Annotated in this window: 11 protein-coding genes; 7 read left to right on the forward strand and 4 right to left on the reverse strand. The window is 63.1% G+C overall.

Annotation, left to right across the window (positions count from 1 at the left end; genetic code table 11):
- The first annotated feature begins 110 nt into the window (after nt 1–110).
- Nucleotides 111–563 carry a glycine zipper 2TM domain-containing protein gene (locus FYB76_RS01055; RefSeq protein WP_088754206.1) on the forward strand — a complete coding sequence of 151 codons (453 nt, stop codon included), beginning with the start codon at nt 111–113 and terminating at the stop codon, nt 561–563.
- Between the two features lie 48 nt (nt 564–611).
- Here the strand turns inward: FYB76_RS01055 and FYB76_RS01060 are convergent, their stop codons facing one another.
- The 4 genes from FYB76_RS01060 to FYB76_RS01075 form a co-directional block, all read right to left on the reverse strand.
- Nucleotides 612–1,214, reverse strand: coding sequence for a GNAT family N-acetyltransferase (locus tag FYB76_RS01060; RefSeq protein ID WP_154132393.1), 603 nt, complete (start codon nt 1,212–1,214; stop codon nt 612–614).
- Nucleotides 1,195–1,722, reverse strand: coding sequence for an FUSC family protein (locus tag FYB76_RS01065; protein ID WP_088754208.1), 528 nt, complete (start codon nt 1,720–1,722; stop codon nt 1,195–1,197). The genes FYB76_RS01060 and FYB76_RS01065 overlap by 20 nt, the downstream gene beginning before the upstream one ends.
- Before the next feature lie 137 nt (nt 1,723–1,859).
- A complete protein-coding gene (htpG, locus tag FYB76_RS01070; protein WP_088754209.1) occupies nt 1,860–3,770 on the reverse strand; it encodes a molecular chaperone HtpG in 1,911 nt (636 codons plus the stop codon).
- Nucleotides 3,771–3,883: 113 nt separating this feature from the next.
- The gene (locus tag FYB76_RS01075) at nt 3,884–4,345 is read right to left on the reverse strand and encodes a hypothetical protein (protein WP_241517283.1); all 462 of its coding nucleotides are present in this window, start codon (nt 4,343–4,345) and stop codon (nt 3,884–3,886) included.
- Between FYB76_RS01075 and FYB76_RS01080 the strand changes: the two genes are divergently transcribed.
- The 6 genes from FYB76_RS01080 to FYB76_RS01105 all read left to right on the forward strand — a co-directional run bounded on the left by FYB76_RS01080 (nt 4,326) and on the right by FYB76_RS01105 (nt 19,607).
- Complete coding sequence (locus tag FYB76_RS01080; RefSeq protein ID WP_370516280.1) at nt 4,326–5,861, forward strand: TolC family protein; 1,536 nt, start codon at nt 4,326–4,328, stop codon at nt 5,859–5,861. The two genes, FYB76_RS01075 and FYB76_RS01080, sit on opposite strands and share 20 nt — an antisense overlap.
- The gene (locus FYB76_RS01085) at nt 5,861–6,634 is read left to right on the forward strand and encodes a cell envelope biogenesis protein OmpA (protein ID WP_187697639.1); all 774 of its coding nucleotides are present in this window, start codon (nt 5,861–5,863) and stop codon (nt 6,632–6,634) included. The genes FYB76_RS01080 and FYB76_RS01085 overlap by 1 nt, the downstream gene beginning before the upstream one ends.
- Nucleotides 6,631–8,004, forward strand: a complete 1,374-nt coding sequence (locus tag FYB76_RS01090) for an HlyD family type I secretion periplasmic adaptor subunit (protein ID WP_154132396.1) — start codon at nt 6,631–6,633, stop codon at nt 8,002–8,004. Before FYB76_RS01085 ends, FYB76_RS01090 begins: the two co-directional genes overlap by 4 nt.
- A gap of 127 nt (nt 8,005–8,131) precedes the next feature.
- Entirely contained in the window at nt 8,132–9,802 is a 1,671-nt protein-coding gene (locus tag FYB76_RS01095) for a biopolymer transporter ExbB (protein ID WP_154132397.1), read from the forward strand.
- A gap of 29 nt (nt 9,803–9,831) precedes the next feature.
- Nucleotides 9,832–11,535 carry a peptidase domain-containing ABC transporter gene (locus FYB76_RS01100; RefSeq protein ID WP_088754213.1) on the forward strand — a complete coding sequence of 568 codons (1,704 nt, stop codon included), beginning with the start codon at nt 9,832–9,834 and terminating at the stop codon, nt 11,533–11,535.
- A 161-nt stretch (nt 11,536–11,696) separates the two neighbouring features.
- Complete coding sequence (locus tag FYB76_RS01105) at nt 11,697–19,607, forward strand: calcium-binding protein (RefSeq protein WP_154132608.1); 7,911 nt, start codon at nt 11,697–11,699, stop codon at nt 19,605–19,607.

Below are 19,607 nucleotides of genomic sequence, written 5' to 3' on the forward strand. Positions count from 1 at the left end.
AGGAATGTGTGCTTGCGGGCGAGATGCGCGATCATGTTGCGTTCGCGCGGACGCTCGAATCCCCCCGCTGCCCGGAAACGGGCCAATAGTTCTCAGTCGGAGTTTTTAGTATGAAGAAATTGCTTGTGATCGCAGCCCTGGGCTCCCTGGTAGCCGGCTGCGCAGTGACCCCCAACTCGGCCAGCGTCTACAACACCCGCCAAGCGCAGGGTGAGCAGACCGTGCGCATGGGCGTGGTCGAGTCTATCCGCAACGTGACCATCGACAAGGGCTCGACCGGCGTCGGTACTCTCGGCGGCGCCGCATTGGGCGGCATCGCGGCCGGTTCCAACATCGGCGGCGGCAATGGTGCCCTGGCTGCCGGTATCGTCGGCGCACTGGCCGGCGGCGTCCTGGGCAACCAGGCCGAAGCCCACCTGAACAACCGTCCCGGCCTGGAAATCACCGTGCGCCTGGATAACGGCGAGCTGCGCGCCATCACCCAGGATGCAGATGAACCTTTCCGCATCGGCGAACGTGTCCGTCTGCTCTCCAACGGACGCACCACCCGCGTGACGCACTGATTTTTGCGAAGCGTATGAAGAAGCAGGGCTGCGGCCCTGCTTTTTTTGTCAGGAAATCAGAGGGAAATCTTCGCCACGTCGCCAATCGCGCCACGCTCCCTGATCGATCTGGTAGAGCCTGTGCAGGCTCAATGCGTGACCTGCTGGCAAGCGCGGATGGAGAAAGTCATCCTTCATTTCCGAGCGCATGCCCAGTCGCTGCATCACCGCTAGCGAACGGGCGTTGGCAGGTACCGTAAAAGCAACGATCCGAGGCAGCGCCAGCTTCAGAAAGCCGAAATCCAGCGCGCAGCGCGCTGCCTCCGTGACATAGCCTCGCCCCCAAAGCGCAGGGGCCAGCCGCCAGCTGATTTCGACGGCAGGCGTGAAATGCGCCTCGAATCCGACTTGCATCAAGCCAACGACCCCGGCCATTTCACTGACGCCAGGGATTTCCAACGCCCATGGGCCAAATCCATGCTGGACGAAATGCTCTTCTACCTTGTCGGCCAAGGCATCGCTCTCTGCTCGAGTCAGGCATTGGGGGAAGTGCTGCATGGCCACCGGATCGGCGTTGATCGCCGCCAGCGCTTCGCGATCCTCCGCTCGCCATCGCCGCAGGACTACGCGGGGACCTTGCAATAAAGGCTCTTCAGGATGACGTTGTGTCATTGTTGACGGACGTTTGTTTGGATTTCAGCAACCACATGTAGACCACCGTCTGCAACAATGCCACCGTACTTCCGACGATGACTTCCCCCACCCGCATCAAGGCCAGGTGCAGTTCCTGGCTCAGGCCATTGCCGGTGAAGGCGGCCGAGAGCAGGATCACCACGGTGGCCGGTCCCAGCCGCCAGTTGCTCGGATAGTTCTGCAGCAGCATGGCCACCACTACCGCTGCGGTCAGGGCCACCAGCATGGCCAGGAAGGTCGGCCCGAATATCACCAGCGCGATGCAGGAAACGATGCAGCCGGAAATCGTGTTGATCAGCCGCGCGCGGAAATTGGCCTTGGCCACCGTCATGTCCGGTTCGGTCACGATGATGAGCGAAATCATCGCCCAGTAGGGCTCCTCGATACCCAGCGCGCGCAGCCCGTACCACAGGATCAGGCAGCCGGAGAGGATCTTGACCAGGTAGGCGAGGGCATTCTTGCGGGGATTGATGAAGTGCAATTCCATAGGCCGATGTTAACCAGCCAGCATCGTGGCTGCAAGCCGATATGAATGAAAACGCCGCCTGCGGGAGTCCCCGCAGGCGGCGTTCCTGCCAGCCAGGCCATCACGGCCTGTCGGCACGGTCCGGCATATGAACGAACTTACTTGGCGGCCATGGCCAGCAGCATGTCGTTCAAGCGCTTGACGAAGCTGGCCGGATCGGCCAGTGCACCGCCTTCAGCCAGCAGGGCCTGGTCATACAGGATGTGCGACCAGTCGTCGAAGCGCGCCTCTTCGTATTTCAGGCGCTGCACCAGCGGGTGGTCCGGGTTGATTTCGAGCGTGGGCTTGGATTCCGGTGCCGCCTGGCCGGCTGCCTTCAACATGCGCACCAGGTTGCCCGACAGTTCGTTCTCGTCGGCCACCAGGCAAGCCGGGGAATCGGTCAGGCGGAAGGTCACGCGCACTTCCTTGGCCTTGTCGCCCAGGGCGGTCTTCATCTTCTCGACCAGTTCCTTGTACTCGGCTTGCGTTTCTTCGTGCTGCTTCTTCTCGGCTTCGTTCTCCAGCTGGCCCAGGTCCAGGCCACCCTTGGCCACCGAGGCCAGTTCCTTGCCCTCGAATTCGGTCAGGAAGGACAGCATCCATTCGTCCACGCGGTCGGTCAGCAGCAGCACTTCCACACCCTTCTTGCGGAAGATTTCCAGGTGCGGGCTGTTCTTGGCGGCCTGCCAGGTCTCGGCAGTGACGTAGTAGATCTTGTCCTGGCCTTCCTTCATGCGGGCCACATAATCGGCCAGCGAAACATTCTGCACATCGCTGTCATTGTGGGTGGAAGCAAAGCGCAGCAGCTTGGCGATGCGCTCCTTGTTGGTCGCGTCTTCGCCGATACCTTCCTTGAGCACCTGGCCGAACTCGGTCCAGAACGTGGTGTACTTGTCCTTCTGCGCCTGGTCTTCGCTGTTGGCCAGCTCTTCCAGCAGGCTCAGCACGCGCTTGGCCGAACCGTCGCGGATGGCGCGCACATCGCGCGACTCCTGCAGGATCTCGCGCGAGACGTTCAGTGGCAGGTCGGCCGAATCGATCACGCCCTTGACGAAGCGCAGGTACACCGGCATCAACTGCTCGGCATCGTCCATGATGAACACGCGCTTGACGTAGAGCTTGATGCCGCCACGCTTGTTGCGGTCCCACAGGTCGAACGGGGCGCGCGCCGGGATGTAGAGCAGCTGGGTGTATTCGCTGCGGCCTTCCACGCGGTTGTGGGTATAGGCCAGGGGAGCGCCGAAGTCGTGCGAGACGTGCTTGTAGAACTCTTCATATTGCTCGGGCGTGACTTCCGACTTGCTGCGGGTCCACAGGGCGCTGGCCTGGTTGACCGTCTCCAGCTCGTCCTTCTGCACGGTTTCCTTCTTTTCCTCATCCCATTCTTCCTTGTTCATCAGGATGGGCAGGGAAATGTGGTCGGAATACTTGCGGATGATGGACTTGAGCTGCCATGCAGAGAGGAATTCATCCTCGCCTTCACGCAGGTGCAGGATGATGTCGGTGCCGCGGCCCGGCTTGGTGATCTGCTCGATGGAGAAGTCGCCTGCGCCTTCGGATTCCCAGCGCACGCCTTCAGAAGCAGGGGTGCCGGCACGGCGCGTCTCGACTGTGATGCGGTCGGCGATGATGAAGCCCGAGTAGAAGCCCACGCCGAACTGGCCGATCAGGGCGGCGTCCTTCTGCTGGTCGCCCGACAGGCGCGAGAAGAATTCCTTGGTGCCCGACTTGGCGATGGTGCCCAGGTGCGAGATGGCCTCATCCCGGTTCATGCCGATGCCGTTGTCGGAGATGGTGATGGTGCGCGCCGCCTTGTCGAAGCTGATCTTGATCTTCAGTTCCGGATCGTCCTCGAACAGGCTGCCATTGTTGATGGCCTCGAAGCGCAGCTTGTCCGCCGCATCCGAGGCATTGGAGACCAGCTCGCGCAGGAAGATTTCCTTGTTCGAATACAGCGAGTGGATCATCAATTGCAGCAGTTGCTTGACTTCGGCCTGGAAGCCCATGGTCTGTTTTTCGGTTGCCATGTGGTTGTCCTTATTGAAGAAATGGATGAGTGAAATAGGCAGAGGTAATCGTCTGTGGGCAGGATATAGGGAGAGACTTGTGGTTTTTCAACCGCAATTTTTGTCATTTTTGATCAGTTCGTGAGTATTGCGGTATTTCCTGATGGCACGAAGTCAACAAGCTGACCATAATTGCCGGAGTTAACTTTTATCAAGTCAATTGAAATTAAACGATTTTTCCGGGTTATTTGTAATTGAGTTGCAATCCGCCGGTGATAAAATTGTTTTAACAAAATGGTAACAAATTCGATCAGGCTGATCGAACGGATGTACAAGCCGGAGCTCCCCCAAGAAAAAGAACAGGAGTGCCCCGGTTTGATGACGGGAATCGCAGAGGGCTGACGATTCTTTCCTGGGATGTGGGTTGGGTAGGGGAGGCCGGTGGGATACCGGCTGATCGTGTTGATGAGAGTTCTCAAGAGCAAGCGTTTCATACTGGGCGTTTCATTGGGCTTGGCCGCGCATTCTGCGCCCCAGGCGGCTGACAAGCCGCCGGCCGCTGGCGCCGCAGCCACCGTGCAAGCCACTCCGGCCACGCCGGGTTCCTTCGACAACAAACTGGATGCGCCGCCGCAGATCCGGCTGGGTGCCGATCCGGCCGGGCCAGCGGCGACGGACTATCGTCTGCCGGGTTTGCCGGCCGATACCCCGCCGCCCTCGACCCAGGATGAAATCCTGCTGTTGCTGCGCCAGTCCGATCCAGGTTTCTCGGGCAACCAGATCGTCCTGCCGCAGATCAGCATCGTCACCGAGGGTGAACCGGTCCCGGACCTGAGTCTGCGCAGCGTGCTCGACCTTGCGCTCAACAACAGCTACAGCTACGCCGCCACCGCCGCGCAAGCCGACCAGGCACGCTATGCCTCCAAGGCGACGGCTGGCCAGCTGGGCCCGACCCTGGATGTGCGCGCGCAGAAGGGCAATGAATATTCTTCGCCGTCCTCGGTGATCGACCCCAATACCGGGCTGATCCAGCGCGCCTCGTACCACAAGCGCTGGGACGTGACCCTGATCGGCCGCCAGCCGATCTTCGCCCCCGGTTCGTATTACGACTACCGCAAGAGCAGCTCCCTGGCCGACGCCGCCGACCTGCGTCGCGACGACGCCCGCGAGACCCTGTATTACAACGCCATCAAGGCGTATTACGACGTCATGCGCGCCTATGCCACGCTGTCGTTCTCGCGCAGCTATGCCCAGCGCATGGGCGCCTTGCTGGATTACATGAACAAGCGCCTCGAAGGCGGGGGCGCCAGCCGTATCGACTTCGAGCGCGTACGCGGCCGTTCGCTCACGGCCCAGTCCGCCGTGGCCGAGGCCGAAGGGGCGCTGGAAAGCGCCATGGTGTCGCTGAACCAGATCACCGGCCGCAAGATCGAGCAGATCGAAGTGCCGGACCACATGATGCCGACCGTGCCCGACACCTCCAAGCTGGCCCTGCAGGATGTCTACGAGACCAACCCCGGCGTGCGCGCCGCGCGGCGCGACGTGGAAGCGGCCAACCAGGAACTGAAGTCGGCGCGCGCCAAGTTCTCGCCTACGGTGGCCCTGGAATGGACCCAGACCAAGACCCGCGGTGCGGGCGGTGCCATCGATACCACCGACAACAGCCTGCAGCTGACCACCGACCGCCGCCTGATGATGGTGGTGAGCATGAACCTGCTCAATGGCGGCTCCGACCTGTATTACAGCAAGCAGGCCGGTGCCAAGTACGTGGAAAAGAGCAATACCGCGCTGGACCTGGAACGCAAATTGCGTGAGCAGATCGAGATCAATTACCGCACCCTGGGGGCGGTGAGAAAGCGCATGGAGATTTCGCGCCAGGCCTATTTGACCAATGCCAACGTGGCCGATGTCTTCCTGGAACAGCTCTCCACCGGCAGCAAGCAATTGCTGGACGTGCTGGACGCCTACCAGCAGGCCTACCAGGCGCGCATGGATTTTGCCAACCTGCTGTTCCAGCAGGCTGACCTGAGCTACCAGATCCTGCGCAACACCGGTCGCGCAACTGCACTGGAAACCCTGCCCACGCGGGCGTCGAACAAGACGGGGGAATGATGGAGGGCGGCAAGGAACAGAATTTCTGGCCAGGCTTCGTGGACGCGCTGTCCAACGTGGTGCTGGTGATGATTTTCGTGGTGGTGGTGTTCGTGGTGACGCTGTTCTACTACTCGCAGAAGCTGGCGCAGATGAAGGTCAGCAAGCTGATCTCGCAAGGCCAGGTGCAGGTCGTGGGTGAATCCAAGGCCAAGAAGACCGACACCATCGCCACCGCCGACAACACCAGTACCAACAGTGCCGAGACGCCCGGCGAGCGCGAGAAGGCGCAGGAGATCGAGCAGTTGAAGCGCGAAGTGGCCAGCCTCAAGGCCAAGCTGGCCGCGCCGCCCCTGCAGTCCGACAACGGCAGCCTGCGCAGCGCCGCCGCACCCTCCAGCCCCAATGCGATCCAGGTCAAGACCGAACCCAATGACAAGGAAGTCGCACCGGGCCTGCGCATCGATGCCAACGAAAAAGCGGTGACCCTGAACTTCGACGCCGACTCCACCCAGTTGAACGACGAAGGGTCCAAGGCGCTCGACAAGAGCATCGGCGACTGGGTACGCCGTGCCAAGTCCAGCCAGGGCAAGATCGTGGTCACCGGCGTGATCGGTAGCGGTGCCTACAGCGAGAGCCGGCGCCGCGCCTACTATCGCACCGTGGCGGTCCGCAACTATCTCATCGATGCCGGCGTGGACAAGGAACGCGTGACCAGCCGCGTGGCCACCGATGAAAACGGCAGCGGCAATGACGCCCGCGTGATCGTGCAATACCAGGCCTCGGCAAAATGACGCTCTCGCTCAAGCCCGGCACCGGCCACGGGATCCGTTCCCGCAGCAAGGGCTTCATGCGCCGCGTGGCGCCGCGCCTGGACCGCCGCCTGGGCGAGCTGCAGGCCATGCCGCGCCCGCGCCTGGCGGTGCTGGCCTGCACGCTGTTGCTGGCCTTGCTGGTGATCTGGTCGATGCTGGCCCCGATTGATATGGTGGTGCGCGGCAGCGGGCGCATCGTCGCCTCCGAACACAACCAGGTCATCCAGCACCTGGAAGGCGGCATCGTCTCGGCCATCCTGGTGCGCGAAGGCGCCGTGGTCAAGAAGGGCCAGACCCTGATCTCGATTGCCGACGTACGTGCCAATGCCGATCTCGGAGAAGGCCGTGTCAAGATCCTCGGCCTGCGCGCCAAGATTGCGCGTCTCTCGGCCGAAGCGGCCGGTGCCGCCAGCCTGCAGATGCCGGCCGACCTCGAGCGCGATGACCCCGCCGTACAAAGCGAGCAAGCCGCCTTTGCTGCGCGCTCTGCCAAGCTCATGCAGGAAATGTCGGTGCTGCGCGAGCAGGCCGCGCAACGCCAGGCCGAACTGGGCGAAGCGCTCAGCCGCCAGAAAAGCCAGGCCAGCGAACTGGACCTGGCGCAGCGCCAGTACAAGCTGATCCACAACATGCTCGAACGCAATGCCGCCTCGCAGCTGGAAGACATCCAGGCTGCCGCCCGCGTGCAGGACGCGCAGAGCAAGCTCTCGGCCAACGACGCCATGATCCCGCGCCTGAAAGCGGCCATCGCCGAATCGCAGGCCAAGATGGGCGAAGCGTCCTCGCGCTTCCGTTCGGATGCCCGCGCCGAACTCACTGCGGCGGAGACCGAACTGGCGCGCCTGCAGGAAGAAATCAAATCACGCAATGACCGCGTCTCGCGCTCGGAGGTCAAGGCACCCATGGATGGCGTGGTCAACCGCGTCATGATCAATACCGTGGGCGGCGTGGTACGTCCGGGCGACCCCATCATCGAGATGACCCCCAGCGACGACAAGCTGGTCATCGAAGCCCGCATCTCCCCCACCGACCGCGCCGAACTGGCCGCCGGTGCCAAGGCGCGCGTGAAGGTCTCGGCTTATGACTATGGCGTCTACGGTGCCATGGAAGGCGTGGTCACCGAGATCAGCGCCGACACCGTCCCGGACGAAAACAATCCACGCGGCGAGCGCAGCTATCGCATCAAGATCGCCGTACAGCGCGGTGACAGCGAACTGCAGCGCAAGCTGGCGCTGATGCCCGGCATGACCGCCAGCGCCGACATCATCGTCGGCCGCCGCACGGTGTGGCAGTACCTGATGTCGCCGCTGTCGCGCTTCGGCCAGGGTGCCCTGCGGGAGCCGCGATGAACTGCGCCGCCATCCCCGCAGCGACTTTTTGTTCGCCGCAAAGCCGCATCCAGCAAGGCTTGGCGGCGGTTGACGTTTTCTGCACCATCCACTTTCCCTGCGTTCTCTTTTCCGGAACATCGCACGTATGAAAAACCTTCGCCAGTTCTACGCACTTGCCGCCATCCCGACGCTCCTGCTGCTGTTGGGCGCTTTCCTGTTCCGGGGATTCGTGGGGCACGCGATCCAGATCAATCCCTTCCTGAACCTGTTCATCATCGCGGTGGCGGTGTTCGGTATCGGCTTGATCGTCTACAACCTCTATCGCGTCAACTGGGAATACGACAAGCTGATGCAGTTCTACGACCGCACCAAGGCGGGCGAATCGATGGAAAGCCTGGTCAAGGCTCCTGAATTCGAAGGCACCGAGATCGGCCAGGTGCTGGTGTCGGTGGCCAGCACCAAGGGCCGGCTGACTTCCCGTATCGAACAGGAAACCATCGAAGGCTCGCTGCACGACCTGCGCGCGCACCTCGATGCCAAGACCGAGTTCCCGCAATTCCTGACCGGTTTCATGATCGCACTGGGCCTGCTCGGTACCTTCATTGGCCTGCTGGAAACCCTGGTCAGCACCGCTGCCCTGATCGACGGCTTCGGCAAGGCCAGCACCGCCGGCGACATGGATGCCTCCTTCATGCACCTGGTGGCCGACCTGCAAAAGCCGCTGGCGTCGATGGGTACCGCCTTCTCGGCCTCGATGTTCGGCCTGATCGGCTCGCTCGCACTGGGCTTGACCCTGACGCCGCTGCGTGCGGCCAGCAAGAAGCTGGTCACGCGCGCGCGCGAATGCATCAGCGACATGGTGCAGCACGTGGTGCACGACATGAGCGGCCCGGCGGCCACCCAGCGCCAGGGCGTGTCGGAAACCTTCCTCGCCGAATTCCTGCAAGATTTGATGGTGCTGCAGCGCGAATCCATCATGGCCGCCCGCAACAGCTCGGAAGCGTCGCTGCAGGCCGGCATCAAGCTCGAAGGTCTGAACGACCGCTTGAACAACATCGTCCAGCTCTTCAACGACAGCATGGAAGAATCGCGCAGCCTGCGCCAGCTGGTCGCTTTCGGCCCGCGCATGCACGAGACCGCGCAGCAGACGCTGGAAGAGATCCGCAACGTCGGCCAGTTGATCAACACCAAGATCACCTCGGCGCGCGATCTCTCCGACAGCCTGTCTTCGCTGGAAGAACGCCTCTCGGTCAACGGCGACATCGCCAACCGCACCTTCGAAGTGCTGCCGCAGATCGTCACCACCATCCAGGCCGGCCAGCTGGCGCTGTCGTCGGCGCTCAATTCGCTGCAGACCCAGCAGGGCGAAATCTCCAACATGAACGAAAAGAACGCGCAGAACATCGCGCAACTGCCGGCACTGCTGAACCAGATTTCGGTGCGCCTGGCCGATGAGATGGGCGCCATCCAGTACCAGGGCGAACTGCAGGCCACCGTGGCCGCTCGCCTGAACGAACTGGGCAACACCATCGGCGAGAACTCCAGCAACATGGCGCGCGATGCACTCTCGGCACGCCAGCTGCAGATCGACCTGGCCAAGCACATGGCCACGCAGAACGACCGCGTCAAGAACCTGGGCGCCATCCCGCAATCGCTGACCTCGATCACCGAAGCGCTGATGCGCCAGAACATCAACTGGCAGACCGTCATCGAAGAAATGCGCAGCGGCCGCCAGACCATGGTCAAGGACCTGCGCCTGGAACTGCGCGAAGCGATCCGCGAACTCACCGCGACCAATCGCGGCGGCCAGGCCTGATGCCGGCCTGACGACGATCACCGCGCACCATGAACGCCAGCGAACAGGTCCACATCGATCAGCCGCAAGTCCGTACGGACCTGCGCGCCGATCCCACTTACCTGACGCTGCTGCGCGCCTATGGCAGCCGCTTCGTCGAAATCATCGTTGCCGGCATCCTGGTCAACCTGCTGGGTTTGCTCATGCCGCTCTATTCGCGGCTGATCTACGACAAGGTACTGGGCAACCACATCCCGGAAACGCTCTGGGCGCTGACGCTGGGCATGCTGCTCTTCATCGGGCTGGAGCTGGTGTTGCGCATCATCCGCGTGTATTACACCGAGCAGCTGGCCGGTCGCCTGGATGGGCAATTCGATGAGGTGTCGGCACGCCGTCTGCTCACGGCCAAGGTGCAGGCGCCGGTGGGCGTGGTGCTGGCGCGCTACCGTGATCTCTCGGCCGCACGTGACCTGCTCTCGTCGAACTACATGCTGCTGCTGGTGGACCTGCCTTTCCTGGCGTTGTACCTGGTGGTGCTGGGCTTGATCGGCGGCCACATGGTGTGGGTACTGCTGGTGGGCGGCGGGCTGCTGGTGGGCATGCAGCTGCTGCTCAAAGTCCCGGCCAATGATTATGCGCACGCGGCCATGAAGGCCGGTACCGGCAAGGTCGATAAACTGGCCAGCATCGTCTACGGCATGGAAACGCTCAAGACCACCCCGCTGCAGGACCGCCTCATGCGCGCCTTCCTGGCCGATGCCGGCGCCAATGCCGTGGCGCAGGCCAAGAGCCGCTTCTGGATGAATACCAGCTATGCCATCTCTACCGTGGGCTATACCTTCATCTCGGTGGCCACGCTGGTGGTGGGCGTCTATCTGGTGGAGGACAACCTGCTCACCGTCGGCGCCCTGATTGCCTGCTCGCTGCTGATCAGCCGCGCCACCACGGTATTGTCGTCGCTGGCGGCACTGCTGGGCCGCATCGAGATGTTCCGCCGCGCCCGCGCCGAATTCGACCAGCTTTTCGAAGAGCAGGAGCAGACCCCGACCGCCGATGTACTGCGCCAGGAAATGCGCGGCCTGATCCAGGTCGGCAACCTGCTGCTGCACCTGGACCAGAAAGAAAACGCCACCTTGAAGAACATCTCGCTGACCATCCAGCCTGGCGAGAAAGTCGGCCTGGTGGGGCGCTCGGGCTCCGGCAAGTCCACGCTGCTGCGCGCCCTGGCCGGCCTGCACAAGCCCGATGAGGGGCATGTCCTCATCGATGGCGTGGCCGTGACGGCCTATGCGCCCGAGGTGCGCATGCGCTGTATCGGTTTCAAGCCGCAGGAACCCTTCCTCTTCGATGGTACGGTGGCGGCCAACATTTTCGTGGGTGACCGCGTGCCGGGACAGGTCTACGAAGCGGCGCTGGCGGTGTCTTCGCTGGATGACCTGATCGCGCGCGGCGAGCTGCGCCTGGACCAGGCCATCAAGGCGCCCGGCAATCTCTCCGGTGGCCAGCGCCAGATGGTGGCCCTGGCGCGCGTGATTGCCTGCACCCCGCGCATCCTGCTGCTGGACGAACCGACCACCGGCGTGGACCAGCAGACCGAGGCCCGCATCATCGAGCGGCTGGCGGCCTATGCAGGCCCGCGCACGCTGGTGGTGGCCACCCATAGCCCGGCGCTGTTGCGCCACGTGGACCGCATCATCGTCATCGATGGCGGGCGCATCGTGGCAGATGGACCGCGCGACCAGATTTTGCAGTGATCCTGCGTGGCAGGTTCACCTTGAACCAGCTCCAGATTTTGATTCAGATTCAGATTCAGATTCGACATCCGAACGATCTTCGATAGCGAGGAAACATGGCAACCGCAAGCTCATCACAAGCGAACTCCGCGGACAAAGTGGCAGGACCCGTGCGCGTGGTCATGCCCGACCAGGCCGGCAGCTTCCAGGTCAGCGCCAACCGCGCGGCCGTGCAGCACGTGCAGGTGGTCGACGTGGACATGGTGCTGCACATGGCCGATGGCACAAAGGTGGTGCTGGCCGGCGGTGCCATGGAGGCCATGGACGACAAGTCCAAGGTCAAGTTCAACGACATCAGCGCCGATACCGGCAAGCTGCTCGATACCGTCGGCAAGATCTCGCTCAAGCCCAATGACCAGTCGCGGGTGCTCAATTCCGATCCGGTGGTCGCCCCGCCCAACGTGGCACCGGCCCAGCAGGTCACGGTGGACCGCAACTCGGCCAGCATCGGCAATGAAGGCGCGACCCAGTTCGCCCAGATCATCAGCGACAATTCAGCCTCGCTGACCACCAGCAGCGGCACGTCCAAGTCTTCCACCTCGGCCGGCGCGGTCGTCGGTGGCGATACCACCCACACCACCGTCGGGGCCACGGCAGCGGCCGCGCAAAACCTGGTGTCCAATACGCCTCCGGTGTTTTCGCCCCAGATCAATCCGAATTCCAATGATGCGCCGGTCAAGCCGACCGAACCGCAGCTGCCGCCGGAACGCCCTGGTACCAAGCCCTCCACCATCGTGGTGGATCCGTCCCAGCCGTCCATGGCGATCAAGCTGGTCAACCTGGCCACCACCACACAGACCGGCGACACGCTTTACGGCAGCGGCGGCATTCCTGTCTCGGCCACGGATGCGGGGCTGCCCTTGCAGTTCAGTACCCAGGTCATCAATGCCCCTGACAGCGTGCGTACCATCTACGCGGCAGGCAACAATGCCGGCACCTTCATCAAGGTCTTCGATGTCACCATCACCGGCAACGGCACGGTGCTGTCGGTGACGGTCTCGGGCGTGCCGGCGGGCATGTCCATCGTCAACGGCACCGACCTTGGTGGCGGACGCTTCCAGATGACGGTGGCTGCCGGCCAGACCGACTTCCCGATACAGTTCCAGTACAGTACGGTGGAAGCCAATTCAGCCTCACCGGTACACCAGGCCTTCGACCTGAGCTTCAGTACCGTGGTGGCTACCTCCAATGGCCAGCTCACCCTCAGCGACACGCGCCATGTGGCCGTCAAGGATGCCACCGCCTATGGCGACCTGAGCTACCTCGATCCGGCCACCGGCGACCCGGTGCTGGTGCTGCCGGCCCAAGGCCTGCCGCACGAGATCCATGCCGGCAACGGCGGCGTGACCGTCTATGGCAGCAATGCCAATGACCTGCTCTACGGCGGCAGCGGCAACGACGTGCTCATCGGCGGGACCGGCAATACCTTCTTCCAGGGCGGTGCCGGGGCCGACCAGATCGTGGGCGGCGTCAACAGCACCGGCACCAACGTCAACACCGCCAGCTATGCCGGTTCCTCGGCCGGTGTGACGGTCAACCTGGTGACTGGCGCCGGCACCGGCGGCGATGCCCAGGGCGACCAGCTGAGCAACATCCAGAACCTGCGCGGCAGCGCCTTCGACGATACCTTCGTGGCCAATGCAGCAGTCAACCGGCTCGACGGTGGCAGCGGCGGGTCCGATACAGTGTCGTACACTTCATCGAACAGTGCCGTGACAGTCAACCTGGTCACCGGCACCGGCACCGGCGGATACGCGCAGGGCGACACCTATACACATATCCAGAACGTCATCGGCAGCGACTACAACGACGTCTTTGTCGCCAGTGGCGAGGCCAATCGTTTCGATGGCGGGCTGGGATCCAACACGGTGTCCTATGCCAGCTCCAACGCCGGGGTGAACGTCAACCTGCAAAGCGGCGTGGGCAGCGGCGGGGCGGCGGCGGGTGACAGCTACGTGCGCATCCAGAACATCATCGGTACCGCCTACAACGATACCTTCGTGGGCAGTGCGGACGTCAACAGTTTCGATGGCGGCAGCGGCGGCAGCGATACGGTCAGCTATGCCGGATCAACGGCTGGGGTGTCGATCAACTTCGTCTCCGGACGCGGCACCGGTGGCTATGCCGAGGGCGACAGCTACAACCACATCCAGAATGCGATCGGCTCAGCCTTCGATGACGTCTTCATCGCCGGTGTGGACAGCGTGCACTTCGACGGTGGCAGCGGGGGTTCCGACACGGTGAACTACGGCGCCTCCACCGGTGCGGTCACGGTGAACATGATCACCATGAGCGGCAGCGGCGGCTACGCGCAGAACAATACCTACACCAACATCCAGAACATCGTCGGCAGCTCCTATTCCGACACCTTCATCGCCAGTGCTGCCGCCAACAATTTCAACGGCGGACTGGGCGGCTCGGATACGGTCAGCTACGCCAGTTCCAACGCCGCAGTCACGGTCGACCTGACCCATACGGACGGCACCGGCACCTTCGGCGGCTATGCCCAGGGCGATGTGCTGGCGCATATCCAGAACCTGATCGGCAGCGCCTACAACGATACCTTCATCGCCAGCGCCGACGTCAACAATTTCAATGGCGGCGGTGGCTCCAATACGGTCAGCTACATCTTCTCGACCGGTGGCGTGACGATCGACCTGACCAATGCGATTGGCACCGGCACCGGCGGCTACTATGCCGCAGGCGACTCCTTCAGCAACATCCAGAACCTGATCGGCAGCGCCTACGACGACACCTTCGTGGCCAGCGCCGACGCCAATGCCTTTGATGGCGCGGGCTCCAACCACAACCGCGTCAGCTATGCCGCCTCCACCACCGCAGTGACGGTGGACCTGAACTACGCCGACGGCACCGGCACCTCCGGCGGCTACGCGCAGGGCGACAAGCTCTCCAACATCCAGGACCTCACCGGCGGGGTCGGCAACGACACCTTCGTGGCCAGTGCGGCGGCCAACAACTTCGACGGTGGGGCCGGGTCGAACCGCGTCAGCTATGCCGCATCGAACGCCGGCGTCATCGTGGACCTGGTATTGGGCAGCGGCAGCGGCGGCTACGCCGACAACGATACCTACGTCAACATCCAGAACGTCACCGGCAGCGCTTCCAACGACACCTTCATCGCCAGCCTGGCCGCCAATGATTTCGTCGGCGGAGGTGGCACCAATACGGTCAGCTATGCCAAGGCCAGCGACGGCAACGGCGTCACCGTGGACCTGTTCCATGGCACCGGCAGCAACGGCTTTGCGGGGGGAGACACCTACAGCGGCATCCAGAACGTGATCGGCTCGGCCTACGACGACACCTTCATCGCCGACAGCAACACCAATGTCTTTGCCGGCGGGCTCGGTTCCAATACGGTCAGCTACGCCTTCTCGACGGCAGCGGTGACCGTCAACCTGGTCACCGGCAGTGGCAGCGGCGGCTTTGCCGCAGGCGACACCTATACCGGCATCCAGAACGTGGTCGGCTCCTCGCTGGACGACCTGATCATCGCCAGCAGCGAAGCCAACAGCATCGATGGCGGCACCAGTACGGCCAGCTCGCACAACCGCGTCAGCTATGCCAGTTCGGATGCGGGCGTGACGGTGGACCTGAACTTCACCAATGGCAACGGCACCTCCGGCGGTTACGCCACCGGCGACAAGCTCGCCAACATCCAGGATCTCACCGGCAGCGGCTTCGACGATACCTTCGTCGCCAGCCTGGCGGCCAACAACTTCGACGGCGGCGGCTCCTCGCACAACCGGGTCAGCTATGCCAGCTCCAACGCGGCCGTCACGGTGGACCTGAATTTCACCAACGGCACCGGTACCTCGGGCGGCTATGCGGCTGGCGATACGCTGACCAACATCCAGGACCTCACCGGCAGCAGCTTCGATGACACCTTCGTGGCCAGCAATGCGGCCAACCGTTTCGATGGCGGCACCAGCACGGCAAGCTCGCACAACCGCGTCAGCTATGCCAGGTCGGATGCGGGCGTGGTGGTCGACCTGAACTCCACTGACGGCACCGGTACCTCCGGTGGCTATGCAGCGGGCGATACCCTGGTCAACATCCAGGACCTCACCGGCAGTGACTTCAACGACACCTTCGTGGCCAGTGCCGCCGCCAACAATTTCGAGGGCGGTGCCGGGACCAACACGGTCAGCTATGCGCGCGCCAATGACGGCGTCGGCGTCACCGTGGACCTGTTCCAGCACGTGGGCAGCAACGGTTTTGCGGCAGGCGATACCTACAGCAACATCCAGAACGTCATCGGCAGCAGCTACGCCGATCTCTTCATCGCCGACAACAACGTCAACAGTTTCACTGGTGGCGGTGGTTCCGATACGGTCAGCTACGTCAATTCGACAGCGGCGGTCACGGTCGACCTGGCCGGCGGAACCGGCACCGGTGGCTTCGCCCAGGGCGATAGCTACAGCGGCGTCCCCAACGTCATCGGTTCGTCCTTCAACGACACCATCCTGGCCAGCAGCGTGGCCAATGTCATCGACGGCAGCGGCGGTACGCACAATCGCGTGAGCTATGCCAGCTCGGATGCGGGCGTCACGGTGAATCTGAACTTTACCGATGGCACCGGCACCTCGGGCGGCTACGCGGCCGGTGACAAGCTCTCCAACATCCAGGACCTGACCGGCAGCGCCTTCGACGATACCTTCGTGGCCAGCAGCGTGGCCAACAACTTCGACGGCGGCACCGGCACCCAGCACAACCGCGTGAGCTATGCCAGCTCCGACGCGGCCGTCACGGTGGACCTGAACTTCACCAACGGCAACGGCACCTCGGGCGGTTATGCCACCGGCGATACGCTGACCAACATCCAGGACCTGACCGGCAGCATCTACGACGATGTCTTCGTCGCCAGCGCCTTGGGCAACCGTTTCGACGGTGGTACCGGCTCGCTGCACAACCGCGTCAGCTATGCCAGGTCGGATGCGGGCGTGGTGGTCGACCTGAACTCCACTGACGGCACCGGTACCTCCGGTGGCTATGCAGCGGGCGATACCCTGGTCAACATCCAGGACCTCACCGGCAGTGACTTCAACGACACCTTCGTGGCCAGTGCCGCCGCCAACAATTTCGAGGGCGGTGCCGGGACCAACACGGTCAGCTATGCGCGCGCCAATGACGGCGTCGGCGTCACCGTGGACCTGTTCCAGCACGTGGGCAGCAACGGTTTTGCGGCAGGCGATACCTACAGCAACATCCAGAACGTCATCGGCAGCAGTTACGCCGATCTCTTCATCGCCGACAACAACGTCAACAGTTTCACTGGTGGCGGCGATTCCGATACGGTCAGCTACGTCAATTCGACAGCGGCGGTCACGGTCGACCTGGCCGGCGGAACCGGCACCGGTGGCTTCGCCCAGGGCGACAGCTACAGCGGTATCCCCAACGTCATCGGTTCTTCCTTCAACGACACCATCCTGGCCAGCAGCGTGGCCAATGTCATCGACGGCAGCGGCGGCACGCACAACCGGGTCAGCTACGCCAGCTCCAACGCGGCCGTCACGGTGGACCTGAACTTTACCGATGGCACCGGCACCTCGGGCGGCTATGCGGCCGGTGACAAGCTCTCCAACATCCAGGACCTGACCGGCAGCGCCTTCGACGATACCTTCGTGGCCAGCAGCGTGGCCAACAACTTCGACGGCGGCACCGGCACCCAGCACAACCGCGTGAGCTATGCCAGCTCCGACGCGTCCGTCACGGTGGACCTGAACTTCACCAACGGCACGGGCACCTCGGGCGGCTATGCCACCGGCGATACCCTGACCAACATCCAGGACCTGACCGGCAGCATCTACGACGATGTCTTCGTCGCCAGCGCCCTGGGCAACCGTTTCGACGGCGGTACCGGCTCGCTGCACAACCGCGTCAGCTACGCCAGTTCCAATGCGGCGGTCACGGTGGACCTGAACTTTACCGATGGCACCGGCACCTCGGGCGGCTATGCGGCGGGCGACACTCTGGTCAATATCCAGGACCTCACCGGCAGCAACTTTGACGATACCTTCATCGCCAGTGCCGCCGGCAACGCGCTCGAGGGCGGCCTTGGCTCCAATACGGTCAGCTACGCCCGTTCGACCAGCAGCAATTCCACCGGCGTCACGGTGGACCTGAGCGCGGGCACCGGCTCGGGCAACTTCGCCCAGAACGATACCTACAGCAACATCCAGAACGTGATCGGCAGCGACTTTGCCGATACCCTGACCGGCTTTGCGACCCCAGGCGTCTCCTCGGTACTGACCGGCGGCAAGGGGGCCGACAGCATCACGGCGGTGATCGCCAACCGGGCCGACACGTATGCGTCCTACGCAGGTTCCACAGCGGGCGTGAGCATCAACCTGCAGACCGGCGTGGGCACGGGCGGCGATGCTGCCGGTGACCGGCTCTACAATATCGACAACCTGATCGGCAGCAGCCTCAGCGATACCTTCTTCGCCAGCGTCAATGCCAACAAGCTCAATGGCGGCGCGGGTGGTTCCGATACGGTGAACTACTCGCTCTCCACCAGTAGCGACGGCACCACTGGCGTGACCGTGAACCTGTCCACGGGGGCGGGCAGTGGCAACTACGCGCAGGGTGATACCTACGTCAACATCGAGAACGTGGTCGGCAGCGCCTTCAACGACACCCTGACCGGTTTCGCCACGTCCGGTACCCAATCGGTGCTGGAAGGCGGCGGTGGTGCTGACACCATCACGGCGGCTCTCACCAATCGTGGCGCCACCTATGCCTCCTATGCCGGTTCGGGCTCGGCGGTGACCATCGATCTCCAGAATGGCACCGGCACCGGCGGCGATGCACAGGGAGATACCCTGGTCAACATCGACAACGTCATCGGCAGCGCCTTCAATGACCTCTTCAAGGCCAGTACCCAGTTCAACAAGTTCGATGGCGGCAGTGGCGGGGTCGATACGGTGAGTTACGAGTACGATACCGGTGGCGTGACGGTGGACCTCACCAACACCATTGCCGCCATCGGCGCCTATGCGGCCGGTGATACCTTCACCAACATCGCCAACCTCATCGGCGGCTCCGGCAACGACACCTTCTATGCCAGCAGCGTGGCCAACAGCTTCAACGGCGGGACGGGCAACAACACGGTCAACTACGCGCGCTCGGGCAGCACGCCGGTCGTGGTGGACCTGTTCCACGGCACCGGCAGCGGCGGCTACGCGGCGGGGGATACCTACGTCAACATCCAGAACGTCACGGGCAGTGCCGGCAGCGATACCTTCTACGCCAGCAGTGCGGCCAATACCTTCAACGGCGGGGCCGGGGGCAGCGATACCGTGAGCTACCTGTATTCGACCAGCGGGGATATCAACGCCAGCCTCGCATCGGGCAGCGGCAGTTCGGGTGATGCCAGCGGCGACATCTATATCGGCATAGCCAATCTGGAAGGCAGCGCCAGCGTCAACAGCACCCTGACCGGCAACGGCGGGGCCAACATCCTTTCCGCACGCGGCACGGCCACCACCAACGTGCTCAGCGGCGGTGGGGCGAGTTCAGGGACCGATGTGTTCAACGTGGTCGATGGCGGCACCAATACCGTCACGGTCGGCAGCGGCAACAACCTCATCAACGTCAGTGCTGGTTCGCACAGTGCTGGGGGCGCGCAGAGCGACATGGTCAACCAGACCACCGGCACCTCCAATATCAACAGCATCAGCGGTGGCGCAGGTGTGACGACGCTGCACTTTGCCGACCTGGGGTCCACACTGAACCTGAGCAATTTCTCCAGCAAGGTCACCGGCATCACCACGCTGGATGTGAGTGCGGGTAGCGGCACCAACGTGATCATCACCGCCGATGATGTACGCCAGATGGGCATGGCGGGTACCGGCATCTCCAAGATCCTCACGGTCAAGATGAGTACCTCCGAGAGCTTGCAGATCATGGCCAACGGCTCGGACCACTACGTCTACTTCCCCGGTTCGACCGACTATGCCTTCTACAACGCCAGCAACCAGGAAATCGCCCGCATCCACCTGGTGACGGCCTGA

This window comes from Herbaspirillum sp. CAH-3 (genome assembly GCF_009668275.1).
In the GTDB taxonomy this organism is placed as follows: Bacteria; Pseudomonadota; Gammaproteobacteria; order Burkholderiales; family Burkholderiaceae_D; genus Herbaspirillum; species Herbaspirillum aquaticum.

What these genes read in the sequence shown, in the direction of transcription:
- FYB76_RS01100 (WP_088754213.1), top strand. Translation starts at nt 9,832, where the DNA reads ATGAACGCCAGCGAACAGGTCCACATCGATCAGCCGCAAGTCCGTACG.
- FYB76_RS01065 (WP_088754208.1), bottom strand. Translation starts at nt 1,722, where the DNA reads ATGGAATTGCACTTCATCAATCCCCGCAAGAATGCCCTCGCCTACCTG.
- FYB76_RS01060 (WP_154132393.1), bottom strand. Translation starts at nt 1,214, where the DNA reads ATGACACAACGTCATCCTGAAGAGCCTTTATTGCAAGGTCCCCGCGTA.
- FYB76_RS01055 (WP_088754206.1), top strand. Translation starts at nt 111, where the DNA reads ATGAAGAAATTGCTTGTGATCGCAGCCCTGGGCTCCCTGGTAGCCGGC.
- FYB76_RS01085 (WP_187697639.1), top strand. Translation starts at nt 5,861, where the DNA reads ATGGAGGGCGGCAAGGAACAGAATTTCTGGCCAGGCTTCGTGGACGCG.
- FYB76_RS01090 (WP_154132396.1), top strand. Translation starts at nt 6,631, where the DNA reads ATGACGCTCTCGCTCAAGCCCGGCACCGGCCACGGGATCCGTTCCCGC.
- FYB76_RS01095 (WP_154132397.1), top strand. Translation starts at nt 8,132, where the DNA reads ATGAAAAACCTTCGCCAGTTCTACGCACTTGCCGCCATCCCGACGCTC.
- htpG (WP_088754209.1), bottom strand. Translation starts at nt 3,770, where the DNA reads ATGGCAACCGAAAAACAGACCATGGGCTTCCAGGCCGAAGTCAAGCAA.
- FYB76_RS01105 (WP_154132608.1), top strand. Translation starts at nt 11,697, where the DNA reads ATGCCCGACCAGGCCGGCAGCTTCCAGGTCAGCGCCAACCGCGCGGCC.